Annotated in this window: 14 protein-coding genes and 1 riboswitch; of the genes, 10 read left to right on the top strand and 4 right to left on the bottom strand. The window is 65.6% G+C overall.

All coding sequences use genetic code 11. The features are described from left to right. Complete coding sequence (locus tag E5675_RS06885) at window positions 1-933, bottom strand: winged helix-turn-helix transcriptional regulator (protein ID WP_136173864.1); 933 nt, start codon at window positions 931-933, stop codon at window positions 1-3. Between the two features lie 105 nt (window positions 934-1,038). Next, window positions 1,039-3,327 carry a TonB-dependent receptor gene (locus E5675_RS06880; protein WP_247594812.1) on the bottom strand — a complete coding sequence of 763 codons (2,289 nt, stop codon included), beginning with the start codon at window positions 3,325-3,327 and terminating at the stop codon, window positions 1,039-1,041. 116 nt (window positions 3,328-3,443) lie between these two features. Between E5675_RS06880 and E5675_RS06875 the strand changes: the two genes are divergently transcribed. The 10 genes from E5675_RS06875 to E5675_RS06830 all read left to right on the top strand — a co-directional run bounded on the left by E5675_RS06875 (window position 3,444) and on the right by E5675_RS06830 (window position 15,523). Beyond that, entirely contained in the window at window positions 3,444-4,412 is a 969-nt protein-coding gene (locus E5675_RS06875) for a nitronate monooxygenase (RefSeq protein ID WP_136173862.1), read from the top strand. Then, window positions 4,409-5,905: a carotenoid oxygenase family protein gene (locus E5675_RS06870; protein ID WP_136173861.1), complete on the top strand. Its 1,497-nt coding sequence runs from the start codon at window positions 4,409-4,411 to the stop codon at window positions 5,903-5,905. The genes E5675_RS06875 and E5675_RS06870 overlap by 4 nt, the downstream gene beginning before the upstream one ends. Before the next feature lies 1 nt (window position 5,906). Beyond that, the gene (locus E5675_RS06865) at window positions 5,907-7,598 is read left to right on the top strand and encodes a class I adenylate-forming enzyme family protein (protein WP_136173860.1); all 1,692 of its coding nucleotides are present in this window, start codon (window positions 5,907-5,909) and stop codon (window positions 7,596-7,598) included. A 1-nt stretch (window position 7,599) separates the two neighbouring features. Beyond that, a complete protein-coding gene (locus E5675_RS06860) occupies window positions 7,600-8,829 on the top strand; it encodes an acetyl-CoA acetyltransferase (RefSeq protein ID WP_136173859.1) in 1,230 nt (409 codons plus the stop codon). A gap of 1 nt (window position 8,830) precedes the next feature. Then, the gene (locus E5675_RS06855; protein ID WP_136173858.1) at window positions 8,831-9,988 is read left to right on the top strand and encodes an acetyl-CoA C-acyltransferase; all 1,158 of its coding nucleotides are present in this window, start codon (window positions 8,831-8,833) and stop codon (window positions 9,986-9,988) included. A gap of 50 nt (window positions 9,989-10,038) precedes the next feature. Beyond that, window positions 10,039-10,258: riboswitch (cobalamin riboswitch) on the top strand. Between the two features lie 178 nt (window positions 10,259-10,436). Further along, window positions 10,437-12,293, top strand: a complete 1,857-nt coding sequence (locus tag E5675_RS06850) for a TonB-dependent receptor (protein ID WP_136173857.1) — start codon at window positions 10,437-10,439, stop codon at window positions 12,291-12,293. Further along, window positions 12,293-12,901: a cob(I)yrinic acid a,c-diamide adenosyltransferase gene (gene cobO / locus E5675_RS06845; protein WP_136173856.1), complete on the top strand. Its 609-nt coding sequence runs from the start codon at window positions 12,293-12,295 to the stop codon at window positions 12,899-12,901. The genes E5675_RS06850 and cobO overlap by 1 nt, the downstream gene beginning before the upstream one ends. Continuing rightward, window positions 12,901-13,755: an ABC transporter substrate-binding protein gene (locus E5675_RS06840; protein ID WP_136173855.1), complete on the top strand. Its 855-nt coding sequence runs from the start codon at window positions 12,901-12,903 to the stop codon at window positions 13,753-13,755. Before cobO ends, E5675_RS06840 begins: the two co-directional genes overlap by 1 nt. Further along, the gene (locus E5675_RS06835) at window positions 13,752-14,753 is read left to right on the top strand and encodes an iron ABC transporter permease (RefSeq protein WP_136173854.1); all 1,002 of its coding nucleotides are present in this window, start codon (window positions 13,752-13,754) and stop codon (window positions 14,751-14,753) included. The genes E5675_RS06840 and E5675_RS06835 overlap by 4 nt, the downstream gene beginning before the upstream one ends. After that, window positions 14,747-15,523, top strand: a complete 777-nt coding sequence (locus tag E5675_RS06830; protein WP_136173853.1) for an ABC transporter ATP-binding protein — start codon at window positions 14,747-14,749, stop codon at window positions 15,521-15,523. The genes E5675_RS06835 and E5675_RS06830 overlap by 7 nt, the downstream gene beginning before the upstream one ends. Here the strand turns inward: E5675_RS06830 and E5675_RS06825 are convergent. Continuing rightward, the gene (locus E5675_RS06825) at window positions 15,520-16,530 is read right to left on the bottom strand and encodes a cupin-like domain-containing protein (protein WP_247594811.1); all 1,011 of its coding nucleotides are present in this window, start codon (window positions 16,528-16,530) and stop codon (window positions 15,520-15,522) included. The genes E5675_RS06830 and E5675_RS06825 overlap by 4 nt on opposite strands. Window positions 16,531-16,546: 16 nt before the next feature. Next, complete coding sequence (locus E5675_RS06820; RefSeq protein WP_247594810.1) at window positions 16,547-19,102, bottom strand: family 20 glycosylhydrolase; 2,556 nt, start codon at window positions 19,100-19,102, stop codon at window positions 16,547-16,549.

Raw genomic sequence — 19,102 nt, 5'->3', positions numbered from 1 at the left:
TCAACGCGCCTCTTCGAGCGTGAAGCGGCTGTTCGACAGCGCAAGTTCGTCACCGCAATGGCTGCACGCCGCGACCATGTGGAGGTCTTGACCGCACGGGCGATGCGTCAGCAACACCGGTGGACCCCGCTCGTCGGAAAACCATTTGTCGCCCCACTGCAGCAGCGCGAGCAGCACCGGATAAAGATCGCGGCCCTTGTCGGTCAGGCGATATTCGAAACGGTCGGCGTGGCTCGAATAGGGCACGGTCTTTAAAATGCCCTGCCGCACGAGGCGTTCGAGACGGCCAGTCAATATGTTCGTCGCCATCAGGGTGTCGCGCCGGATATCGTCGAAGCGGTTGATGTGCGTGAACATCGCGCGGACGACGAGCGTCGCCCAGCGGTCGCCGAACAGCTCGATCATCGTATCGACGAGCGGCCGGCCGCCGGGGCGCCGGGCGCCGACCTCGCCATTGAAGCGGCGGCGCTCATAATGCGGGACCACTTGCGCGAGCCCCGGTCCCTCACGCCAATCGACGTCGCGCGGATCGATTTCGGCCCGGCAATGCGCGCATGCGGGCACGGGTTCGGTCGCATGGCCACAGGTGGCGTGGTGGAGGCGGACCTGGAAATCGCGACTGTCGGCCTCCCACTTATGCTGCCAGCGCAGCATCATCAGGCCGTTGGGAAACTGGTCGCGGCCCTTCTGGGTAAGGACATAGTGAAAGCCGCGCCCATTCTTCTTGGGCATTTTGGCGAGGCATTCCTCGTCGACCAGCTTCTTGAGGCGGCCGTTGACGACCGAACGCGCAAGGCCGGTGCGCGCGACGAATTCGTCGAAGCTGTGGATGCCGAGGAACGTCTGTTCCATGATCAGCAGGACCGGCACATCGCCGACGACATCGAGCGCGCGCCAGATCGAGCAGGCCCTGATGGTGCGGTCGTGTTTCAAATAAGCCGTCCTTACTTCTCCCTGCCCCCTAAACGAAGCATGGGATGCCGACAAGGCTGGCACCCGCGACGGGGAGGGTGGCGCCGAACCGCCCTCCCCGCTGCATCAGAAACGCCCGGTCAATTGCACTGCGATCGTGCGCGGCCGGTCAACGATGCCATTATAAGCGTTGCCGGCATTTCGCGTGATCGTCGTCGCGAGCGGCATCGAACTCGCGGTTTGCAGAATGCGCTGGTTGGTGAGGTTGCGGCCGATCAGCGCGACCTCCCAGCGATCATCGACCTCAGCCAGCGCGAGCCGCGCGCCGAGCTTCACATACCCGTCCTGATGTGTGCGGGGGTCGAGGTTCGCCGCGGCGATATAGGAAGAGGAGAAGTCGGCGTTGACGTTGAACGCAACCTTCATGTCGCTCGTCACCGGCGTGGTGTAATCGACATTGAGATTGCCCGACCATTTGGGGCTGAGCGCGTTGCGCTTGCCCGAATAGTCGCAGAAGCCGTTCGCGTCGGGCGTCTGCAGATAATAGCACTGGCCGTCGGTGAAATTGCTGAACTTGAAATCGAGATAGGCGACCGCGCCGCTGACCGTCAGCCCCGGCGCTACCGCGGCGCGGAAATCGGCCTCAACGCCCTGCGTGCGCGCTTCGGCGGCGTTGCGGACGTTGAAATTGAGCGTGCCGTCGAAGATGTTGACCTGAAGATCCTTGTAATCGGTGCGATAGACCGAGAGGTTGAATGCGACGTTGCGCCCCTTGTATTTGAGGCCCGCCTCGAAATTGTCGGCGCTTTCATCCTCGAACTCGAACGCGCCGGGCTTCGCGACGGTGGTAGAGGTCGGCAGCGAGTTCGATCGGATGTCGAAGCCGCCCGCCTTGGTGCCCTTGGCATAGGAGGCGTAGAGCATCAGATCGTCGGTCGCGTCATACTGGACGTTGACCATCGGGTTGAAGCTGTCTTCGCTGATCTTGCCCGAGATGCTGTGTGCTTCGATATTGAGAGCGCGGAACACCGCCGCGACGACCGGCGCGGGGGCGGTGCTGAGCGGCCCCTGCACGATCGCGAGGCTGCGGCTGCCCGTCTTCTTCTCATGGTTGAAGCGCGCGCCCGCGGTGATACGAAGCCGGTCGGTGACCGACAACTCGCCCTGGGCAAAGCCCGAAATCAGGTCGGACTTCTGCGCATAATCACGATCGTTTCTGGTATCGCCGAGTGCGCTGAAGGGGGCGCCCAGCGCGAGGAAGGTCGGGTTGAACAGGGTGAAGTCCTGCACGTCGAGTTTCGCATGCTGGTAATAGACCCCCGCGATATAGTTGAACGCCTCACCGCCCGGCGATGCAAGCCGCAGTTCCTGGCTGAACTGGCGATAATCCTCGCGCAAGTTCGTCCCGTCGAGGAAGCTGATCCCCGAGAAATCGACGTCGACGATCTCGCGTGTCTTGTAATCGAGCAGCGACGAAACCGAGGTCAGCGTGTGGTCGCCAAGTTCGAGATCGGCGTTGAGCGTCGCGCCGAATACCTTGTTCCGGCTTTCATAGCCATTGTCCTCGCGGACGAAGTCGGGGTCGGTGCTGACGAAGAAGGGGCCCTGGAAAACGGTGTTGTAGTTGCCTACGGCGCCGAACACGTCGCGCGGCTGGCCCTTCATTTCGAAGTCGGCATATTCGAGCTTGAGCTCGGCGGCGAACGGCCCGCCCTTGTCGAATTCGAGCTTGCCGCGGAAATAATATTCGTCGACGTTCGGCTCGTCGCGGTCGAGTTCCTGATTATAGAAATAGCCGTCCATCGAACGGTGATAGCCGACGACGCGCGCCTCGATCCCGTCGCTCAGCGGTCCCGAGAGCACGCCGGTGAGCTGTACTTCCTTGTGGTTGAATTCATAGAGGCCGCTGACCGAGCCTTCGAACTCGTCGGTCGGGCTGCGCGTCGTGATGTTGACCGCGCCCGCGATCGCATTTTTGCCGAACAGCGTCGGCTGCGGCCCGCGCAGCACCTCGACGCGCTCCATGTCGACGAGCGGCAGGCGCGAGAGCTGGTCGCGGCCGTAATAGACGCCGTCGACGAACATCGCGACCGATTGTTCGAAACCCTTGTTGTCGCCCGACGCGATACCGCGGATCGCGATGCGGTTGGCGATCGCGGTCTGGGTGATCTTGAGGTTCGGGACCGACGACGAAATCTGTTCGAGGTTGGTCTGGCCGTAATTTTCGACCTGCTTGCCGCTGACCGCCGAGATCGAGATCGGCACGTCCGACAGGCCTTCGGCGCGCTTTTGCGCGGTGACGATGATTTCCTCAAGCCCGCCCTGATCGTCCCCGGGTGCCGTGTCCTGCGCAAGGGCGATTCCGGGGGTTGCAAGCGCGGTCGCGGCGAACAGCACGGCAAAGCTGGTCTTCATAATCTCTCTCCCTCCCACAATCGTCGGGTTTTCCCCGCGATGTTTTTCTGGCCTTGCGACTCTTATCGTCTTTAAGTATCGTTATGCAAGTCAGATAATTTGAGAGAGGATGAAGAGTGCCGAAACACGGCCTTCCGCCAGCACTGACGCGGGGTTTGCGCCTGCCGGCGATCGCCGCGCCGATGTTCCTCGTCTCGGGTCCCGAGATGGTCATCGCGGCATCTCGTTCGGGCGTGATCGGCAGCTTCCCCGCCCCCAATGCGCGGACGTCGGCGGACCTCGAGAATTGGGTCAGCCGGATCGACGCGGCGCTGTCGAACGACCCCGATGCCGCGCCCTGGGCGGTCAATCTCGTCGTTCATCCGTCGAACAGCCGTTTGCCCGAAGACCTCACCTGCGTCATGCGCCACAAGGTGCCGCTCGTCATCACCGCGCTCGGTAGCCCGGCGCGCGTGGTCGAGGAAATCCATAGCTATGGTGGTCTCGTTTTTGCCGACGTCAATTCGGTGGGCTTCGCGCGCAAGGCCGCGGCGGCCGGGGTAGACGGGCTCGTGCTCGTCGCTGCCGGCGCAGGCGGGCACACCGGCGCGACCGCGGGCTTCGCCTTCGTCGAAGAAGTGCGGCAGTTCTGGGACGGGCCGCTCGTGCTCGGCGGAGCAATTTCGACCGGCCATGCGGTGCGCGCCGCCGAAATTCTCGGCGCCGATCTCGCCTATCTCGGTACCTCGCTGATCGCCTGCGCGGAGAGCATGGCGGTGCAGCCCTACAAGGATATGGTCGTCGCGGCGGGCGCCGAGGACATCGTGCCTTCAAAGGGCATCACTGGTGTGACCGCCAACTGGCTGAAATCGAGCTTGATCGCCGCGGGTTACGACCCGACGAACATGCCCGAGGACAAGCGTCCCAATTTCTCGGATGCGCAGGACGACGCGAAGGCGTGGAAGAATGTCTGGTCCGCCGGACAAGGCGTCGGCGCGGTGCGCGCGGTCGAACCCGTCGCGACCATCGTCGATCGCCTTGTGAAAGAATATGATGCCGCCGCCGCAAGGCCGCGCTTTGCACCTGCCGAAGGAGCCCTCGCATGACCGCCCAGATCGTCGATACGATCACCACCACGATCCAGCCGAACGACCACCCCTATATGAAGGGCGCGTGGCGCCCGACCTATAATGAGTGGAACGCGACCTTCGCCAATGGCGATGCCGAGGTGATCGGCGATATCCCGACCGATATCGACGGCGTCTATGTGCGCACCGGCGAAAACCAGATCCACGAGCCGATCGGCCGCTATCACCCGTTCGACGGCGACGGCTTCATCCATGCGATTTCGTTCAAGGATGGCCGCGCCAGCTATCGCAGCCGTTTCGTGCGCACCAAGGGGTTCGAGGCCGAGAAGGAAGCCGGCCGCTCGCTGTGGGCGGGGTTGATGGAGCCGCCGCACAAGTCGACACGCCACGGCTGGGGGGCGCAGGAGTGGCTCAAGGATTCAAGCTCGACCGACGTTGCGATCCACGCGGGGAAGATCATCTCGACCTTCTATCAGTGCGGCGAAGCGTACCGGCTCGATCCCTTCACGCTCGAACAGTTCGGCACCGAAAGCTGGGTGCCGCTCGACGGCATTTCGGCGCATTGCAAGGTCGACCTTGCGACCGGAGAATTGATGTTTTTCAATTACTCAAAACACGCACCTTATATGCATTACGGCGTCGTCGGCGCCGACAACAAGCTCAAGCACTATATCCCCGTGCCGCTCGCCGGCCCGCGCCTGCCGCACGATATGGCGTTCACCGAAAATTACACGATCCTCAACGACATGCCGCTCTATTGGAACGAGGAATTGCTCGAAAAGAACCTTCACGTCGTGCAGTTCCATCCCGACCAGAAGACGCGCTTCGCGATCATCCCGCGCCACGGCCAGCCCGAGGACATCCGCTGGTTCGAAGCCGAACCCACCTATACGCTGCATTGGCTGAACGCGTGGGAGGAAGGCGACGAGATCATCCTCGACGGCTATTATCAGGAAGAGCCGATGCCGAAATCCTATCCGAACGCGCCCGAGGGGCTCGAACGGATGATGGCGTATCTCGATCAGGGCCTGCTCAAGCCGCGGCTGCATCGCTGGCGTTTCAACCTCAAGACCGGCGAGACCAAAGAGGAGCGGCTCGACGACCGCGACCTTGAATTCGGCATGTTCAACCATCGCTATGCGGGCAAGCCCTATCGCTACGCGTACAGCGCGATCCCCGAGCCCGGCTGGTTCCTGTTCCGCGGGCTCGTGAAGCACGACCTGAATGCCGGAACGAGCGAGGCCTACGAATTCGGCCCCGGCCGCTTCGGCAGCGAAGCGCCGTTCGCGCCGCGCATCGATGCGAAGGACGAGGACGACGGCTATCTCGTCTCCTTCATCGCCGACCTCGAAACCGACACGTCCGAATGCGTGCTGATCGACGCGAAGAATGTCGCCGCGGGGCCGGTTTGCCGGATCATCCTGCCCGAACGCATCTGTTCGGGCACGCACACCGTCTGGGCGAGCGGCGACGATATCGGCATGGGCGCAAACAGCGTGCTGGCCGCCTGAGATGATCGCCGCACGAGAGGACAAACGGCGACAGCACCGGGAAAGCGGCTGGTGGGGCGACAAGACCTTTGCCGACCTGTTCGCGACCAATGCGACGGCGCATCCGGAGCGGCTCGCGCTGGTCGATGCGCCGAACCGCGGCGACTTCGCTTTCGGCGAACCACAGCGGCTGAATTATGCCCAACTGGCGGCCGAGATCGACCGGCTCGCGGGCGCGCTCGTCAATGCGGGGATCGGCAAGGACGATGTGCTGCTGGTCCAGCTTCCGAACATCAGCGAGTTCGTCGCGTTCTATTTCGCCGCGGCTAAGATCGGCGCGATCGTCAGCCCGGCGGCGGTGCAATATCGCAGCCATGAACTGAAGGGCATGATCGGCGTCGTCGAGCCCAAGGCGTTTGTTTGCGCGACGCTGGTGAAGGGCTGCGACCATGTCGGCGTCGCGCAGCCACTGCTCGACGGCATCGCGCTCATGACTTTCGGTCCCAATCCACCTTCAGGAGCGCTCGACCTGTCGACCGCCGAGGGTGCCCCCGACGCCCTCGCCGCGCATGCCGCCGCCAACCCCGTCGATGCCGACGACATCTTCACCATCTGCTGGACCTCGGGCACCACCGGCGTGCCCAAAGGCGTGCCGCGCAGCCACAATCACTGGATCGCGGTCGCAGGCGCGGGGTATGAGGCGATGAAGGTCGGGCCGGGCGACATACTGCTCAACCCCTTCCCGCTGATCAACATGGCGAGCATCGGCGGCATCACCATGTGCTGGCTGACGAGCGCGGGGACGATGGTGCTGCACCACCCCTTCGATCCTGGCATCTACCTCAAGCAGATCGCGACCGAGCGCCCGAGCCTGACGATCGCGCCGCCCGCGGTACTCAACATGCTGCTGCAGAATGAGGCACTACTCGCCTCCGTCGACCTCTCCAGCCTGCGCGTCATCGCCTCGGGATCGGCGCCGCTCGCGCCCGCGATGGTGCGCGGTTTCCAGGAAAAGCTCGGCATCATCATCGTCAACGTCTTCGGGTCGAACGAGGGGATGAGCTTCATCACCGGCGAGGGCGAAATGCCCGACCCCGACAAGCGCGCCAGCCTGTTCCCGCGCCGTGGCACCTATCAGTGCCCCTATGGCGAGGGCCGCGCGCCCAACATCGAAAGCCGGCTCGTCCCGCCCGGCGGCGGCGATCCGATCGAGGCGGACGGCGTCTCGGGCGAATTGCAGATCCGCGGACCGACCGTATTCGAGGGCTATCACAACGCGCCCGAACGCACCGCCGAAGCCTTCACCGACGATGGCTGGTTCCGCACCGGCGACCTGTTCGAAATTGCCGAGGGCGGCGATTTCTACCGCTTCGTCGGACGCTGCAAGGATCTGATCATCCGCGGCGGTGTGAATATCTCGCCCGAAGAGGTCGACCAGCTGCTCGGCGGCCATCCGTTGCTGGCCGAAGCGTGCGTCTTCTCGCTCCCCGACCCGATGATGGGAGAGCGCATCGGCCTTGCCTATGTCCCACGCGGCGCGGACGATGTCGGGATCGGCGAGGTCGCCGACTATCTGCGCGGCCACGACCTCGCGGTGTTCAAACTTCCCGAGCGCCTGTTCCGCTTCGACGCCCTGCCGCGCAACGTCACCAACAAAGTGATGCGCAGCGAAGTGCGCGAAATGGCGCTCGCCACTCTCGAAAAGGAAGCCTGACATGGCGAAAGACGTCTTCATCCTCGGCGGCGCGCAGAGCGATTTCTCGCGCAACCTCGAACGCGAGGGCGGTGGCCTGTTCGAGCTGTTCCGCGGCGTTGCCGAAGCGGCGTTCGTGGCGACGGGGATCGAACCCAACGAGGTCGAGACCGCGCATGTCGGCAATTTCGTCGGCGAGCTGTTCGCTGGTCAAGGCCAGCTCGGCGGCTTCTTCGGCCATGTCCACCCCGACCTTGCGGGCATTCCGGCGTCGCGGCACGAGGCGGCCTGTGCGTCGGGCAGCATTGCCATCCTCGCTGCTGCCGCCGAGATCGAGGCCGAACGCTATGGTCTCGCGCTCGTGCTCGGCATCGAGCTGATGCGCAACGTTCCCGGGCAGCGCGCCGCCGAATATCTCGGCGCTGCCGCCTGGGCGGGACGCGAGGCGCAGGAGGCGCGTTACCTGTGGCCGTACATGTTCGCGCGCGTCGCTGAGGAATATGAGGAACGCTTCGGGCTCGACCGCGCGCATCTGCGCGGGATTTCGGCGAACAATTTCGCCAATGCCAAGAAGAACCCATATTCGCAGACGCGCGGCTGGGCGATTACCGACGATCATCTCGGTGAGAATGACGAGGTCAATCCGTTGATCGAGGGGAGTTTGCGCAAGTCCGATTGCGGGCAGGTTACCGACGGGGCGGCTGCGATCTTTCTCGCCTCGGCGGAAGTTGCCGAACGTTACGCGCAGCGTCGGGGGATCTCGATCGACTCGATTCCGCGGATCAAGGGATGGGGGCATGCGACCGCGCCGCTGCTCTATTCGGCCAAGGTCCAGGAAAGTCGCGGACAAGACTTTGTTTTTCCAAGCGTTCGCAAGGCGATGATGGATGCGCTGCGGCGCGCAGAGATGCCCGACATCTACGCCTGCGACGGGGTCGAGGTGCATGACTGTTTTTCGATCACCGAATATATGGCGATCGATCATTTCGGGATCACCAAACCGGGCGAAAGCTGGCGCGCGGTCGAGGACGGGACGATTGCGCTTGGCGGAAAACTGCCGGTCAATCCGTCGGGCGGCTTGATCGGACTGGGGCATCCCGTAGGTGCCACCGGGGTCCGGATGTTGCTCGACGGATGGCGCCAGGTCACTGGCAATGCGGGCGATTATCAGGTCGGGGGTGCCCGCAACTTCGCGACCTTCAACGTCGGCGGTAGCGCGACGACCGCAGTCAGCTTCGTCGTCGGCACCTGATTTGGCCGACGTCTATATCTACGACGCGGTGCGGACACCGCGCGGCAAGGCGCGGCCAGATGGCGGGCTTGCCGGGCTGAGCCCACAGGAACTCGTGCGTCAGCAGGCGGCGGCGCTCGCCGCTCGTTGCGGCGATATTGCGTCGGCGCCTGACGCGCTGCTGCTCGGCTGCGTCACGCAGAGCGGCGCCCAAGGGGGGCATATCGCGATGCTGGCGAAGCTACAGGCGAGGCTTCCCGACGCGACAGCAGCGCACAGCATCAACAATTATTGCGCGTCGGGGCTGTCGGCGATCGGACAGGCGGTGGCGAAGGTAGGCACTGGCGAAGTAACGCATATCCTTGCGGGCGGCGTCGAATCGATGAGCGCCAGCCCGTTTTTGAGCGACCGCGCGGGTTTCTATGCCAACGACGAATTGCCGCCGCGCGCGCGCTTCGTGCCGCCGGTGCTCGGCGCCGACCGGCTGGCGCATGCCGAGGGGATCGCGCGCGCCGACCTCGATGCCGTCGCGCTTGCCTCGCAGCAAAAAGCGGCTGCGGCCGAAAATGACGCCGCGCTGCAAGCCTCGCGGATCGCGACCGGGGCGCTGACGGGCGAGGAATGTATCCGGCCACAAACGAGCGCGGAATCGCTCGCCGCCGCACCTGCCGCCTTTGGCGAATTGCAGGCGCAATATGCGGGCGCGCTCGAAGGCGCGACCTTCGAACCGCTGCACAGCATCGCGCACGCGCCGCCGATCTGCGACGGCGCGGGGCTGGCGCTGGTCGGCGGCGAAGGCCTCGGCATCGCGCCGCGCGCGCGCGTCATTGCCTTTGCCGAGAGCGGCGGCGACCCCGCCGCCTCGTTGACAGCGGGGTTCGCGGCGATGGACAAGGTGCTGACGCGCGCCGGGCTGACGCTGGGCGACATGGACCGGATCGAGTTCATGGAAGCCTTTGCCGTCACGATCGCCAAATTTCTGCGCGACCGCGACGCCGATCCGGCGCGGGTCAACGTCAGCGGCGGGCATCTGGCCAAGGGGCATCCGATGGGGGCGAGCGGCGCGATCCTGACCTCGACCCTGCTCGACGCGCTCGACGCGTGCGAGGGCCGCTACGGGCTGGTCGTGCTGACCGGTGCGATGGGGGTCGGCGCGGCGATGATCGTCGAACGCCAATAGCCATTGCCAAAAAGCGCGGCTGCGCTATGGGCGGCGCGTGCGGGGCTTGCCCCGCGCATGATCGCGCCGGTGCCCGGAAGGGCTTAAAATGGGAACGCGGTGAAGGGGTTCGTCCTGAACCCCCGAAGCCGAGGCTGTCCCTGCAACTGTAAGCGGCGAGCGAGATGCACCGGTCCGGTTCTGCGGATCAGCCACTGGGGTCACCTGGGAAGGCGTGCATCGAGCCCTGACCCGCGAGCCAGGAGACCTGCCGGCGTGGGTCGCTCAATGCCAAGGCCCAGGGAAAGGCCGCGGCACGGAGGTTTCCGTCGAGCGACAACCAGGCGGCCGGAGCCGCCTCGGTGACGGGGTCGCAGGCCATGACGCCACTTGCGCCGCCGACATCGGTCGATCGCGCGCGCGTATCGGCAGGCTCCGCCTTCGTTGTCGGCGTGCGGGGCCCCTACCCATGTTGAAATTTGCGATCATTTCCCTGTTGGCTTTGACCGCGGCATCGCCGGCTTTCGCTGAAACCACCGACAGCGACCGCGACGATATCGTCGTCACCGCGTCGGGGATCGAGCAGCCGCGCGACGAGGTCGGTCAGGCGATCACGATCATCGACGCCGACACGATCGAAAAGCGCCAGACGGTCGATATCGTCGACCTGCTCGCGACGACGCCGGGCGTCCGCTTCAATCGCAGCGGTAGCACCGGTTCGGTCGCGGGCATCTCGCTGCGCGGTGCTGAAACGACGCAAACCCTCGTGCTGATCGATGGGGTGAAGGTCAACGACCCGAGCGGCATCGGCGACGGATATGATTTCGGCCATCTGCTGACCGGCAACATCGACCGGATCGAAGTGCTGCGCGGATCGAACTCGGTCGCGCACGGCAGCCAGGCGATCGGCGGTGTCGTCAGCCTGATGACCGCGACGCCCGCCGAGGGCCTCGCCGCCAATGCCTCGGCCGAATATGGTTATAGCGATACGGTGGGTGCCAAGGCCGATGTATCCGGCACCGCCGGGGCGATTTCGGGCGGGATCGGTGGCGCTTATTTCCGCACCGACGGCATTTCGTCGGCGGCGGTCGGCACCGAGAAGGACGGATACAAGAATTTCGCGGGCAACGCGCGGCTGAAGGTCGCGTTCAGCGACGCGCTGAGCCTTGACCTGCGCGGCTATTATATCAACGCCGACCTTGATTATGACAGCTTCTTCGGTGCGCCTGCCGACAGCGCCGACGTCGCCAAGCTCGACCAATATGTCGGTTATGCGGGACTGAACCTAGGCCTGTTCGACGGCCATTTCACCAGCCGCGCGGCGGTGACGTGGATGCGCAACGACCGCGATTATTATTTCGTGCGCGGGACGGCGCCCGATTACGGTTATTCGGGCACAAATTTGCGGTTCGAATATCAGGGTGTCGTGACGCCGGTACAGCAGGCCAAGCTGATCTTCGGTTACGAGCACGAACGCCCCGATTATGATTTCTTCGGCTTTGGATCGACCGATAGCCAGAAGGCCAATATCGACAGCGTCTATGCGCTGGGGATCGTCCAGCCCTTCACCGGCCTGTCGCTGTCGGGCGGCGTCCGTCACGACGACCACAGCCAGTTCGGCGGTGCGACGACGTTCGGCGCCAATGCCAATTACTCGCCGAATGCTGGCGCAACCAATGTCCGGCTGAGCTATGGCGAGGGGTTCAAGGCACCGTCGCTGTACCAGCTTTACGATGCGTTCAGCGGCAATAGCGCGCTGCGCCCCGAACGCTCGAAAAGCTATGATATCGGCATCGACCAGAATCTGGCCGACGGCCGCGCGCTGATCTCGCTGACCGCGTTCCTGCGCAACACCGACGACCAGATCAATTACGACAATGCGACCTTCAAATATGGCAACATCGATCGCACGCGCGCCAAGGGGGTCGAGGCGACGCTGGCGCTGAAGCCCGTCGATGCGCTGAACGTCACCGCATCCTACAGCTATATCGACGCGCGCGACCGGTCGGGACGCCCCGCGTTCGACGGCAGGCGCCTGCCGCGCCGCGCCGCGCATGCGGTCAGCCTGTCGGCCGATTATGACTGGTCGTTCGGCCTGTCGACCGGCGCGACGCTGACGATGGTCGGCGACAGTTTCGACGATTTCGCCAACAATGTGCCGCTCGACGGCTATGCGCTCGCGGGTATTCGCGCCTCCTTCCCCGTGGGCGGCCATTTCGAGATTTACGGCCGCGTCGACAATCTGTTCGACGCCGATTATGCGACCGCGTTCAATTACGCCACCTATGGCCGCGCGGCCTATGGCGGTGTGCGGGCGCGCTTCTGATGAAAGCGCGCACCGACGCCGAACATGCGGCCAAGATGAAGAAGATTCAGGCGGCGCAGAACAGGAAGGTCGCGACGAAGACGGTCGAAAAGGGGCTGGTGATCGTCCACACCGGCCCCGGCAAGGGCAAGACCTCGGCCGCGCTCGGCATGGCGGTGCGCGCGATCGGCCACGACATGAAGGTCGGCGTGGTGCAATTCGTAAAGGGCGCGATGGCAACCGGCGAGAAAGCGGTATTCGACCGCTTCCCCGAGCTGATCGAATTCAAGCCGATGGGCGAAGGCTTTACCTGGGACACGCAGGACCGCACGCGCGACATCGCGGTCGCGCGCGAAGCGTGGGACGAGGTCAAGCGCATGATCGCCGACCCGAGCTACAAGATGGTGATCGCCGACGAGCTCAACATCGTGCTGCGGTACGACTATCTGCCGGTGGACGAGGTGCTGGAGGCGCTGGGTACGAAACCGCATATGACGCATGTGATCATCACCGGGCGGAATGCCCCGCAGCAATTGATCGACGCCGCCGACCTCGTCACCGAGATGGCGCAGGTGAAGCATCCGTTCCGCGAGCAGAATGTGAAGGCGCAGAAAGGGATCGAGTTCTAATGCGACGTCGCGCGCTTGCGGCGGCAGCGGTGCTGGTCGGCGGCGCTGGACTGCTATGGGCGACTTCCCCCGCGCCGCGCGTCAAGGCGCCCGCCGTTCCGCAGCGCATCGTGTCGATCAACCTGTGCGCCGACCAGCTCGTCCTCGCGCTCGCCGACCGGGGGCAGATCGCCGGGCTCACGAAAAATGCGACCGATGTCGAAATGTCGGGCGAGGCGGTCAAGGCCGCGGGCCTTCCGCTGCTCAGCAATTCGGCCGAGCAGATATTGGCGATCGAACCCGACCTGATCGTCGGCATGCCCGCGAGCCGCAGCGCGGCGCTGCGCGCGTTGCCGCAGCAGGATTATCCGCTGCTCGATCTGGACACAGCGAACACGCTCGAAGAAATCTATACATCAATCCGCCAGACCGCCGTCGCCGTCGGCCATCCCGAACGCGGCAGCGCGCTGATTGCACGGATGCAGGGCGAGCTCGCCGGGCTGCCCAAGCCGGGCAAGGGCCGCGTTGCGGCCTATTACCAGCGGCGCGGCTATATGACCGGAACGGGGACTTTGATCGACGAGCTGATGGGGCGCGTCGGGCTGGTCAATCTCGCGGGCAAGCTCGGCAAGCCGCCGCTGTCGCAGTTGAGCCTCGAGGAAATGGTCGCGGCGGAGCCCGATTTCCTGATCGTCGAGAGCGCGACCGATGTCGTGACCGATCAGGGGAGCGAAATGCTGCACCATCCCGCGATCAAGGATATTCCGCGCATCAGCATTCCGCAGGCATGGACCGTGTGCGGCAGCCCCGCCTACACACAGGCGGCGCGCAGCATGACCGCGCAGATTGCACGCATCGACGGGGACCGATCATGAACCGCCTTGCCCTGCCCCGCTGGTCGCTGATCGCGGCGCTGCTCCTGCTGACGCTCGTCGCCGCGACCGGATCCTTGCTGTTCGGCGCGGTCGACCTGTCGGTCGCGCGGCTGATCGCCGCCGCGACCGGCGACGGCGACCGGGTGGCGTCGGTGATCCTCTTCGACCTTCGCCTGCCGCGCACGATCCTCGCGCTCGGCGTCGGCGCGATCCTCGGGCTCGCGGGCGCGGCGCTGCAGGGCTATCTGCGCAATCCGCTGGCCGAACCGTCGGTGCTCGGCACGTCGAACGCCGCGGCGCTCGGCGGCGTCGCGGCGCTCTATTTCGGGATCGCCGAACTGCATCCCGTCATGCTGCCGCTGCTCGCGACGGGCGGCGCGCTGCTGTCGCTCGCCTTGCTGTTCATCCTGTCGGGCAAGGCCGAAAGCCCGCTGACCTTGATCCTCGCGGGGATCGCGGTCGGCACGCTCGCGGTCGCGGGGACGAGCCTTGCGCTCAACCTGTCGCCCAATCCGTTCGCGGCGATGGAGATTATGACCTGGCTGCTCGGCAGTCTCGAGAACCGGTCGTTCGACCATGTGTGGATCGCGCTGCCGTGCATCGCGATCGGCGGTGCGATGCTGCTGTGGAACGGGCGCGCACTCGATGCGCTGACGCTGGGCGAGGATGCGGCGCAGGCATTGGGCACCGACTTGCGGCGCACGAGATTGCGGCTGCTGATCGGTACGGCGATCGGCGTTGGCGGCGCGGTCGCCGTGTCGGGATCGATCGGCTTCGTCGGGCTCATCGTGCCGCACCTGATCCGGCCGCTGACCGACCGCAGCCCGTCGGCGATCCTGCTGCCCTCGGCCATCGGCGGCGCGGCGCTGCTGACGCTCGCCGATCTGGGCGTCCGGATCATCCCGACGACGAACGAGCTGAAGCTGGGGGTCGTCACCGCCTTTCTGGGGGTACCGATCTTCCTCCTCCACCTGATGCGGGAGCGGCGGATATGGTGAGCATCACACTCGATCATGTCGGCGTTACGCTCGGCCGCCGCGCGGTGGTGCACGATGTCAGCGCCGCTTTCGAAGCCGGGACGCTCACCGGGATCGTCGGTCCCAATGGCGCGGGCAAGTCGACGCTGGCGCGCGCGATGCTCGCGCTGGTGCCCGCCAGCGGACGCGTCGAGGTCGATGGCGTCGATGCGGCGGCGATGTCGCGCGGTGACCTCGCGCGGCGCATTGCCTATGTGCCGCAGGGGCAGACCCTGCACTGGCCGCTGACGGTCGAACGGCTCGTCGGGCTGGGGCGGTTGCCCCACCTCGCCCCGATGTCGCGGATTTCGGGCGCCGACACCGCAGCCATCAAACGCGCGATGGCGCGTGCCGATGTGCTGGAACTGCGCGACCGGATCGCGACCGAATTGTCGGGCGGCGAACGCGCGCGCGTGCTGTTCGCGCGTGCGCTGGCGGTCGAGGCGCCCGCGCTGATCGCCGACGAGCCGCTCGCGAGCCTCGATCCCGGACACCAGATCGACGTGATGGAGCTGCTGCGCGCCGAGGCGGACGGCGGCGGGCTGGTGATCGCGGTGCTCCATGATCTGACGATGGCGGCGCGTTACTGCGACCGGTTGCTGCTGATCGATCAGGGGCGGATCGTCGCCGACGGGATGCCCGCCGCGGTGCTCACCGCCGAGCGGCTACGCGCGGTCTATGGCATCGATGCGCGCGTCGAGACCGGCGGCGAATGGCCGACGATCACGACCTTCGGGCGCGCGAAGGCCTAGCCGCTCCCACTGCTGCGGCACATGCCGACGACGTAATCGATGATCATCCGATCGCGCTGCGGCGACGGCGGGCCGAGCACGCCCTGCGCGTGCGGCGGCAGATGGTCGACCGCGTGCGTCGCGCCCTCGCCGAAGACATAATGGTCGAACCAGGTTCGCCATGCCTGACGTTCGCCGTCGGGGAGTTCGCGAATCGAATGCATCGCGAGCATCAGCGCGGCGAAGGGGAAGCGGTCCTGCCGCTGGCCGAACCAGTAGTTGACGAGGACATTGAGCGCGCCTTCGCTGCGCACATGATGCCACCACATCGGCGGCATGTAGATCGCGTCGCCGGGGGCGAGGTCGGCAACCAGCTTGTGGCGTTCGGCGTCGGCGTAGCGCGGGTAGCGCGCGTGGTCGGGATGGTCGGGATCGACCATGCTCGTCGGCTGGCCCGCGATAGTGCGCTCGACCGGCCCGACGTAGAGGTTCGCGATCTGCTCGGGCGGGAACAGCGTGAAGCGGCGGCCGCCCGCGACGACGACCGCGATGTTCGCCGCCATGTCGTAATGCGGGGCGATGCGGCTCGAATTGCCGACCCAGATGCGCGGATCGACGCCGGTATCGAGCGGCAACGGATTTTCGGCGGCAAAGCTCGCGACGCTCTCGGGGGTCGGGGTCGATCCGGCGTAGAGGCTGGGCGCATCAGATGTATCGCGCAGCGCGACGAGACGTTCGACAAGCGCCGCCATCGGCATCTTTTCGCTGCGGAAATTCACCCCGCGCATATCGTCGGTGTAGAAATAGCGCCCGCCGGTGTCGGGCGGGCCGACAAGCACGGCGAGCGGCCTGCCATTGTCGCGCGCGGCGAGATAGGCGGCGATCGCTTCGTCGCCGTCACGCGCGGCGGCGACGGCGGGCCAGTCGGCCGCGATGCCGCGGATGATGATGGGCTGGTCGGCGGCCGCAACCGCGCGCGATATCGCGCCATGATCGCTGCCAGCGATTTCGTCCAGGTTGCCGCTCACTTCGTCCCCCTGCCCCTTATCGGGCAGGTTCGACCCGCACCGTCCGGCTGGCGCGCTGGCCGTCGGCCGAGCGACTGCGCAGGTCCACCGCGCCGCCGACCGCGACGGGACCCGCATAGCGCGTCCACACGCCGCCTTCGACCCGATATTCGATCATCGTGCCGGGGAACATGCTGTTCGCCTCGAGCTTGCCGCCCGCGATGCGCGCGCCCGGCGGTGCAACGCGATAGGCAACGCCCATCTTCTCCAGCATCGGCCATTGCGCCGCAACGCGCCCGGCGAAATCCTGCCACCCGGCTTTCAGCTTCGCCGAATCGACCCGGCGGTCGCCCCATTCATAGCTGGCGCCCGCCTGATAGGCGGGGGTCCACGGCGCGGGCGCCCAAGCGCGCTCAGCAAGCGCGAGCAGGCGCGGAAAGAGCATATAATCGACCTGCGCGTCGGTGCGGATCGTCTCGCTCCAGAGCTGCGCCTGCAATCCCGCGACGCGGTGCCCTGCTTCGAGGACCGGTTTGTCCTCGATGGCCGCGCCCTCGGCCCGGATATTGCGGATCGTCGCGGCGTTGGCGGGCAGATTGTCGGACATGAAGCCATAGACCTGATACGGATCGACCCCGCGCGAGGCCCAGTCGTAGCCGCCCTCTTCGGGATGCGGCGCATAGGGCATGTCGAAATAGCCGAGGTCGGGGATCGACAATACCGTATCCCAGCCACGGTTCATCTGGTCGTGCGCCTCGCGGATCGCACCGCTGTGGAGCACGCCCCAGATGTTGGTCTGCACCAGATGCGGCGCCTTGGGCATGGCGGCGGTTTGGGTGTGCCCCATGCCGTCGCTCCAGCCGCCGGTGCGCAGGCCTTTCGCCGCGAGGCTCGCGGTCACGCGCTCGATGAAGCGCGGTGTGAGCTTGCCCGCATCGCCGCCATTTTCGGCGATCATCGCCTTGCACGCGGGCGACCTGATCCATGCGCCCGCGGTCTCGTCGGCGCCGAGGTGGAAGGTCTTGAGCGGCACCCCCGCTTGGACGTGCATCGCGACGAGCGCATCGACGACGGTATCGACGAAGCGATAGGTCGCGGGAATGCAGACGTTGAGCGTATTGTCGTCGTAGTTCTGGATGCTGCGATATTCGGTCGTGTCGGCGGGGTCGATCAGACGATACTCGTCGGCCTCGGCCCTTTTGCCTGCGGCGGTCAGGCGCGCATGGCGCACCTCCATCGCCTTGATCGCAGCGCGGCTGTGGCCGGGCATGTCGATCGACGGGATCACCTCGATCTGGCGTGCCGCCGCCGCCCGAACGATCGCGACATAGTCGGTCGCCGTCAGATAGCCGTTGACGCTGCCCGTACCGTCCGGACCGGCGCCGAGCTGCGGCAGGATACACGTCTGCTCCGACGGATCGTGACAGCGTTTCGAGCCGATTTCGGCGAGTTCGGGAAGCGCCGGAATTTCGATGCGCCAGCCTTCGTCGTCGGCGAGATGGAGGTGGAGCTTGTTAAGCTTGTACGTCGCCATCGCCTCGACCAGCTTCAAAATCTCGTCGCGGCTGTGGAAATTGCGGCCGAGGTCGATGTGAAGGCCACGGAAGCCATATTCGGGGGCGTCCTCGATATGCAGCGGCGTCAGCCTGCCCTTTTCGAATGCCGCCTGCTGCGCGAGCGAGCGCAGGGCACGGCTCGCGCCCGCGGCGTCGTGCGCGGTGATCGCGATTCCCGATGCCTTGGCGTCGAGGACATAGCCCTCGGGCTTTGCCACCGCGACCGGATCGATACGGATCGCGAGCGGCAATGTGCCTTCGGGCGCGCCGAGAGCCGCGAGCGCGGGCGCGATAGCGCTGCGCTCGACGTCATTCAGCGTCAGCGCGACGCCTGCGGCCAAGTCGACCGGCTTGCCCTTGCGCTGCTCCGCCTTTGCGGGTTTCGGCAGGATCACGACGCCCTTGGCTTCGGGTGCGAGCCGGCCGGCCTGCAGGTCGAACGCGCGCTCGGCGGTGAGCCAACGCGTCTTGTCGGCGTCGCTCTTGGTCGCGAGCTTCGCCTCGTCGGTCATCGGCGCAACGAATGGCAAGGTTTCGAGCCCGGTGTCGGGGTCGATCACGGGGCGCGTCGCGGCGATCGTCCGCGGTTTCAGCCCGTCGGCGACGAGATAGGCGTTGGGCATGCCGAACGCCTTGGAGAAGTTCGAGCCGACGCCCCACAGCTTGATTTCATGCGTCGAACCGGGGCGCAGCGTCGCGCCGGGTTTCAGCGTCAGTTGCTGGACGTCGCCGTTGATCAGCCGGTGCGCGAACATGTCGCTTTCGACGAGCGGCAGCCGGTTGACGAAGCTGAAATAGAGCGCGAGCCCCTTGGGCACATCGGCGGGCAGCGTTTCGGGCACGGTCAGCGTGATCGTCGTGAGGAAACAGCCTTCGATCCCTGCCGGGCAGGCCGGGCCGTTGTCGACCATCGTGAGGCGGTAGCCGAGCGTGTCGGCGAGGCGGTCGAGCGACGCTTGCGACCCCGTCTCGGCCGCCAGTGCCTGCGGCGCGGCAAGCGCCATCATCGCCATCGTGATCCACCCCGCAGCCCGCAT

This window comes from Sphingopyxis sp. PAMC25046 (genome assembly GCF_004795895.1).
Lineage (GTDB): Bacteria > Pseudomonadota > Alphaproteobacteria > Sphingomonadales > Sphingomonadaceae > Sphingopyxis.
Note: the sequence above shows the minus strand (reverse complement) of the source record. Positions and strands in the feature narration are given on the sequence as shown.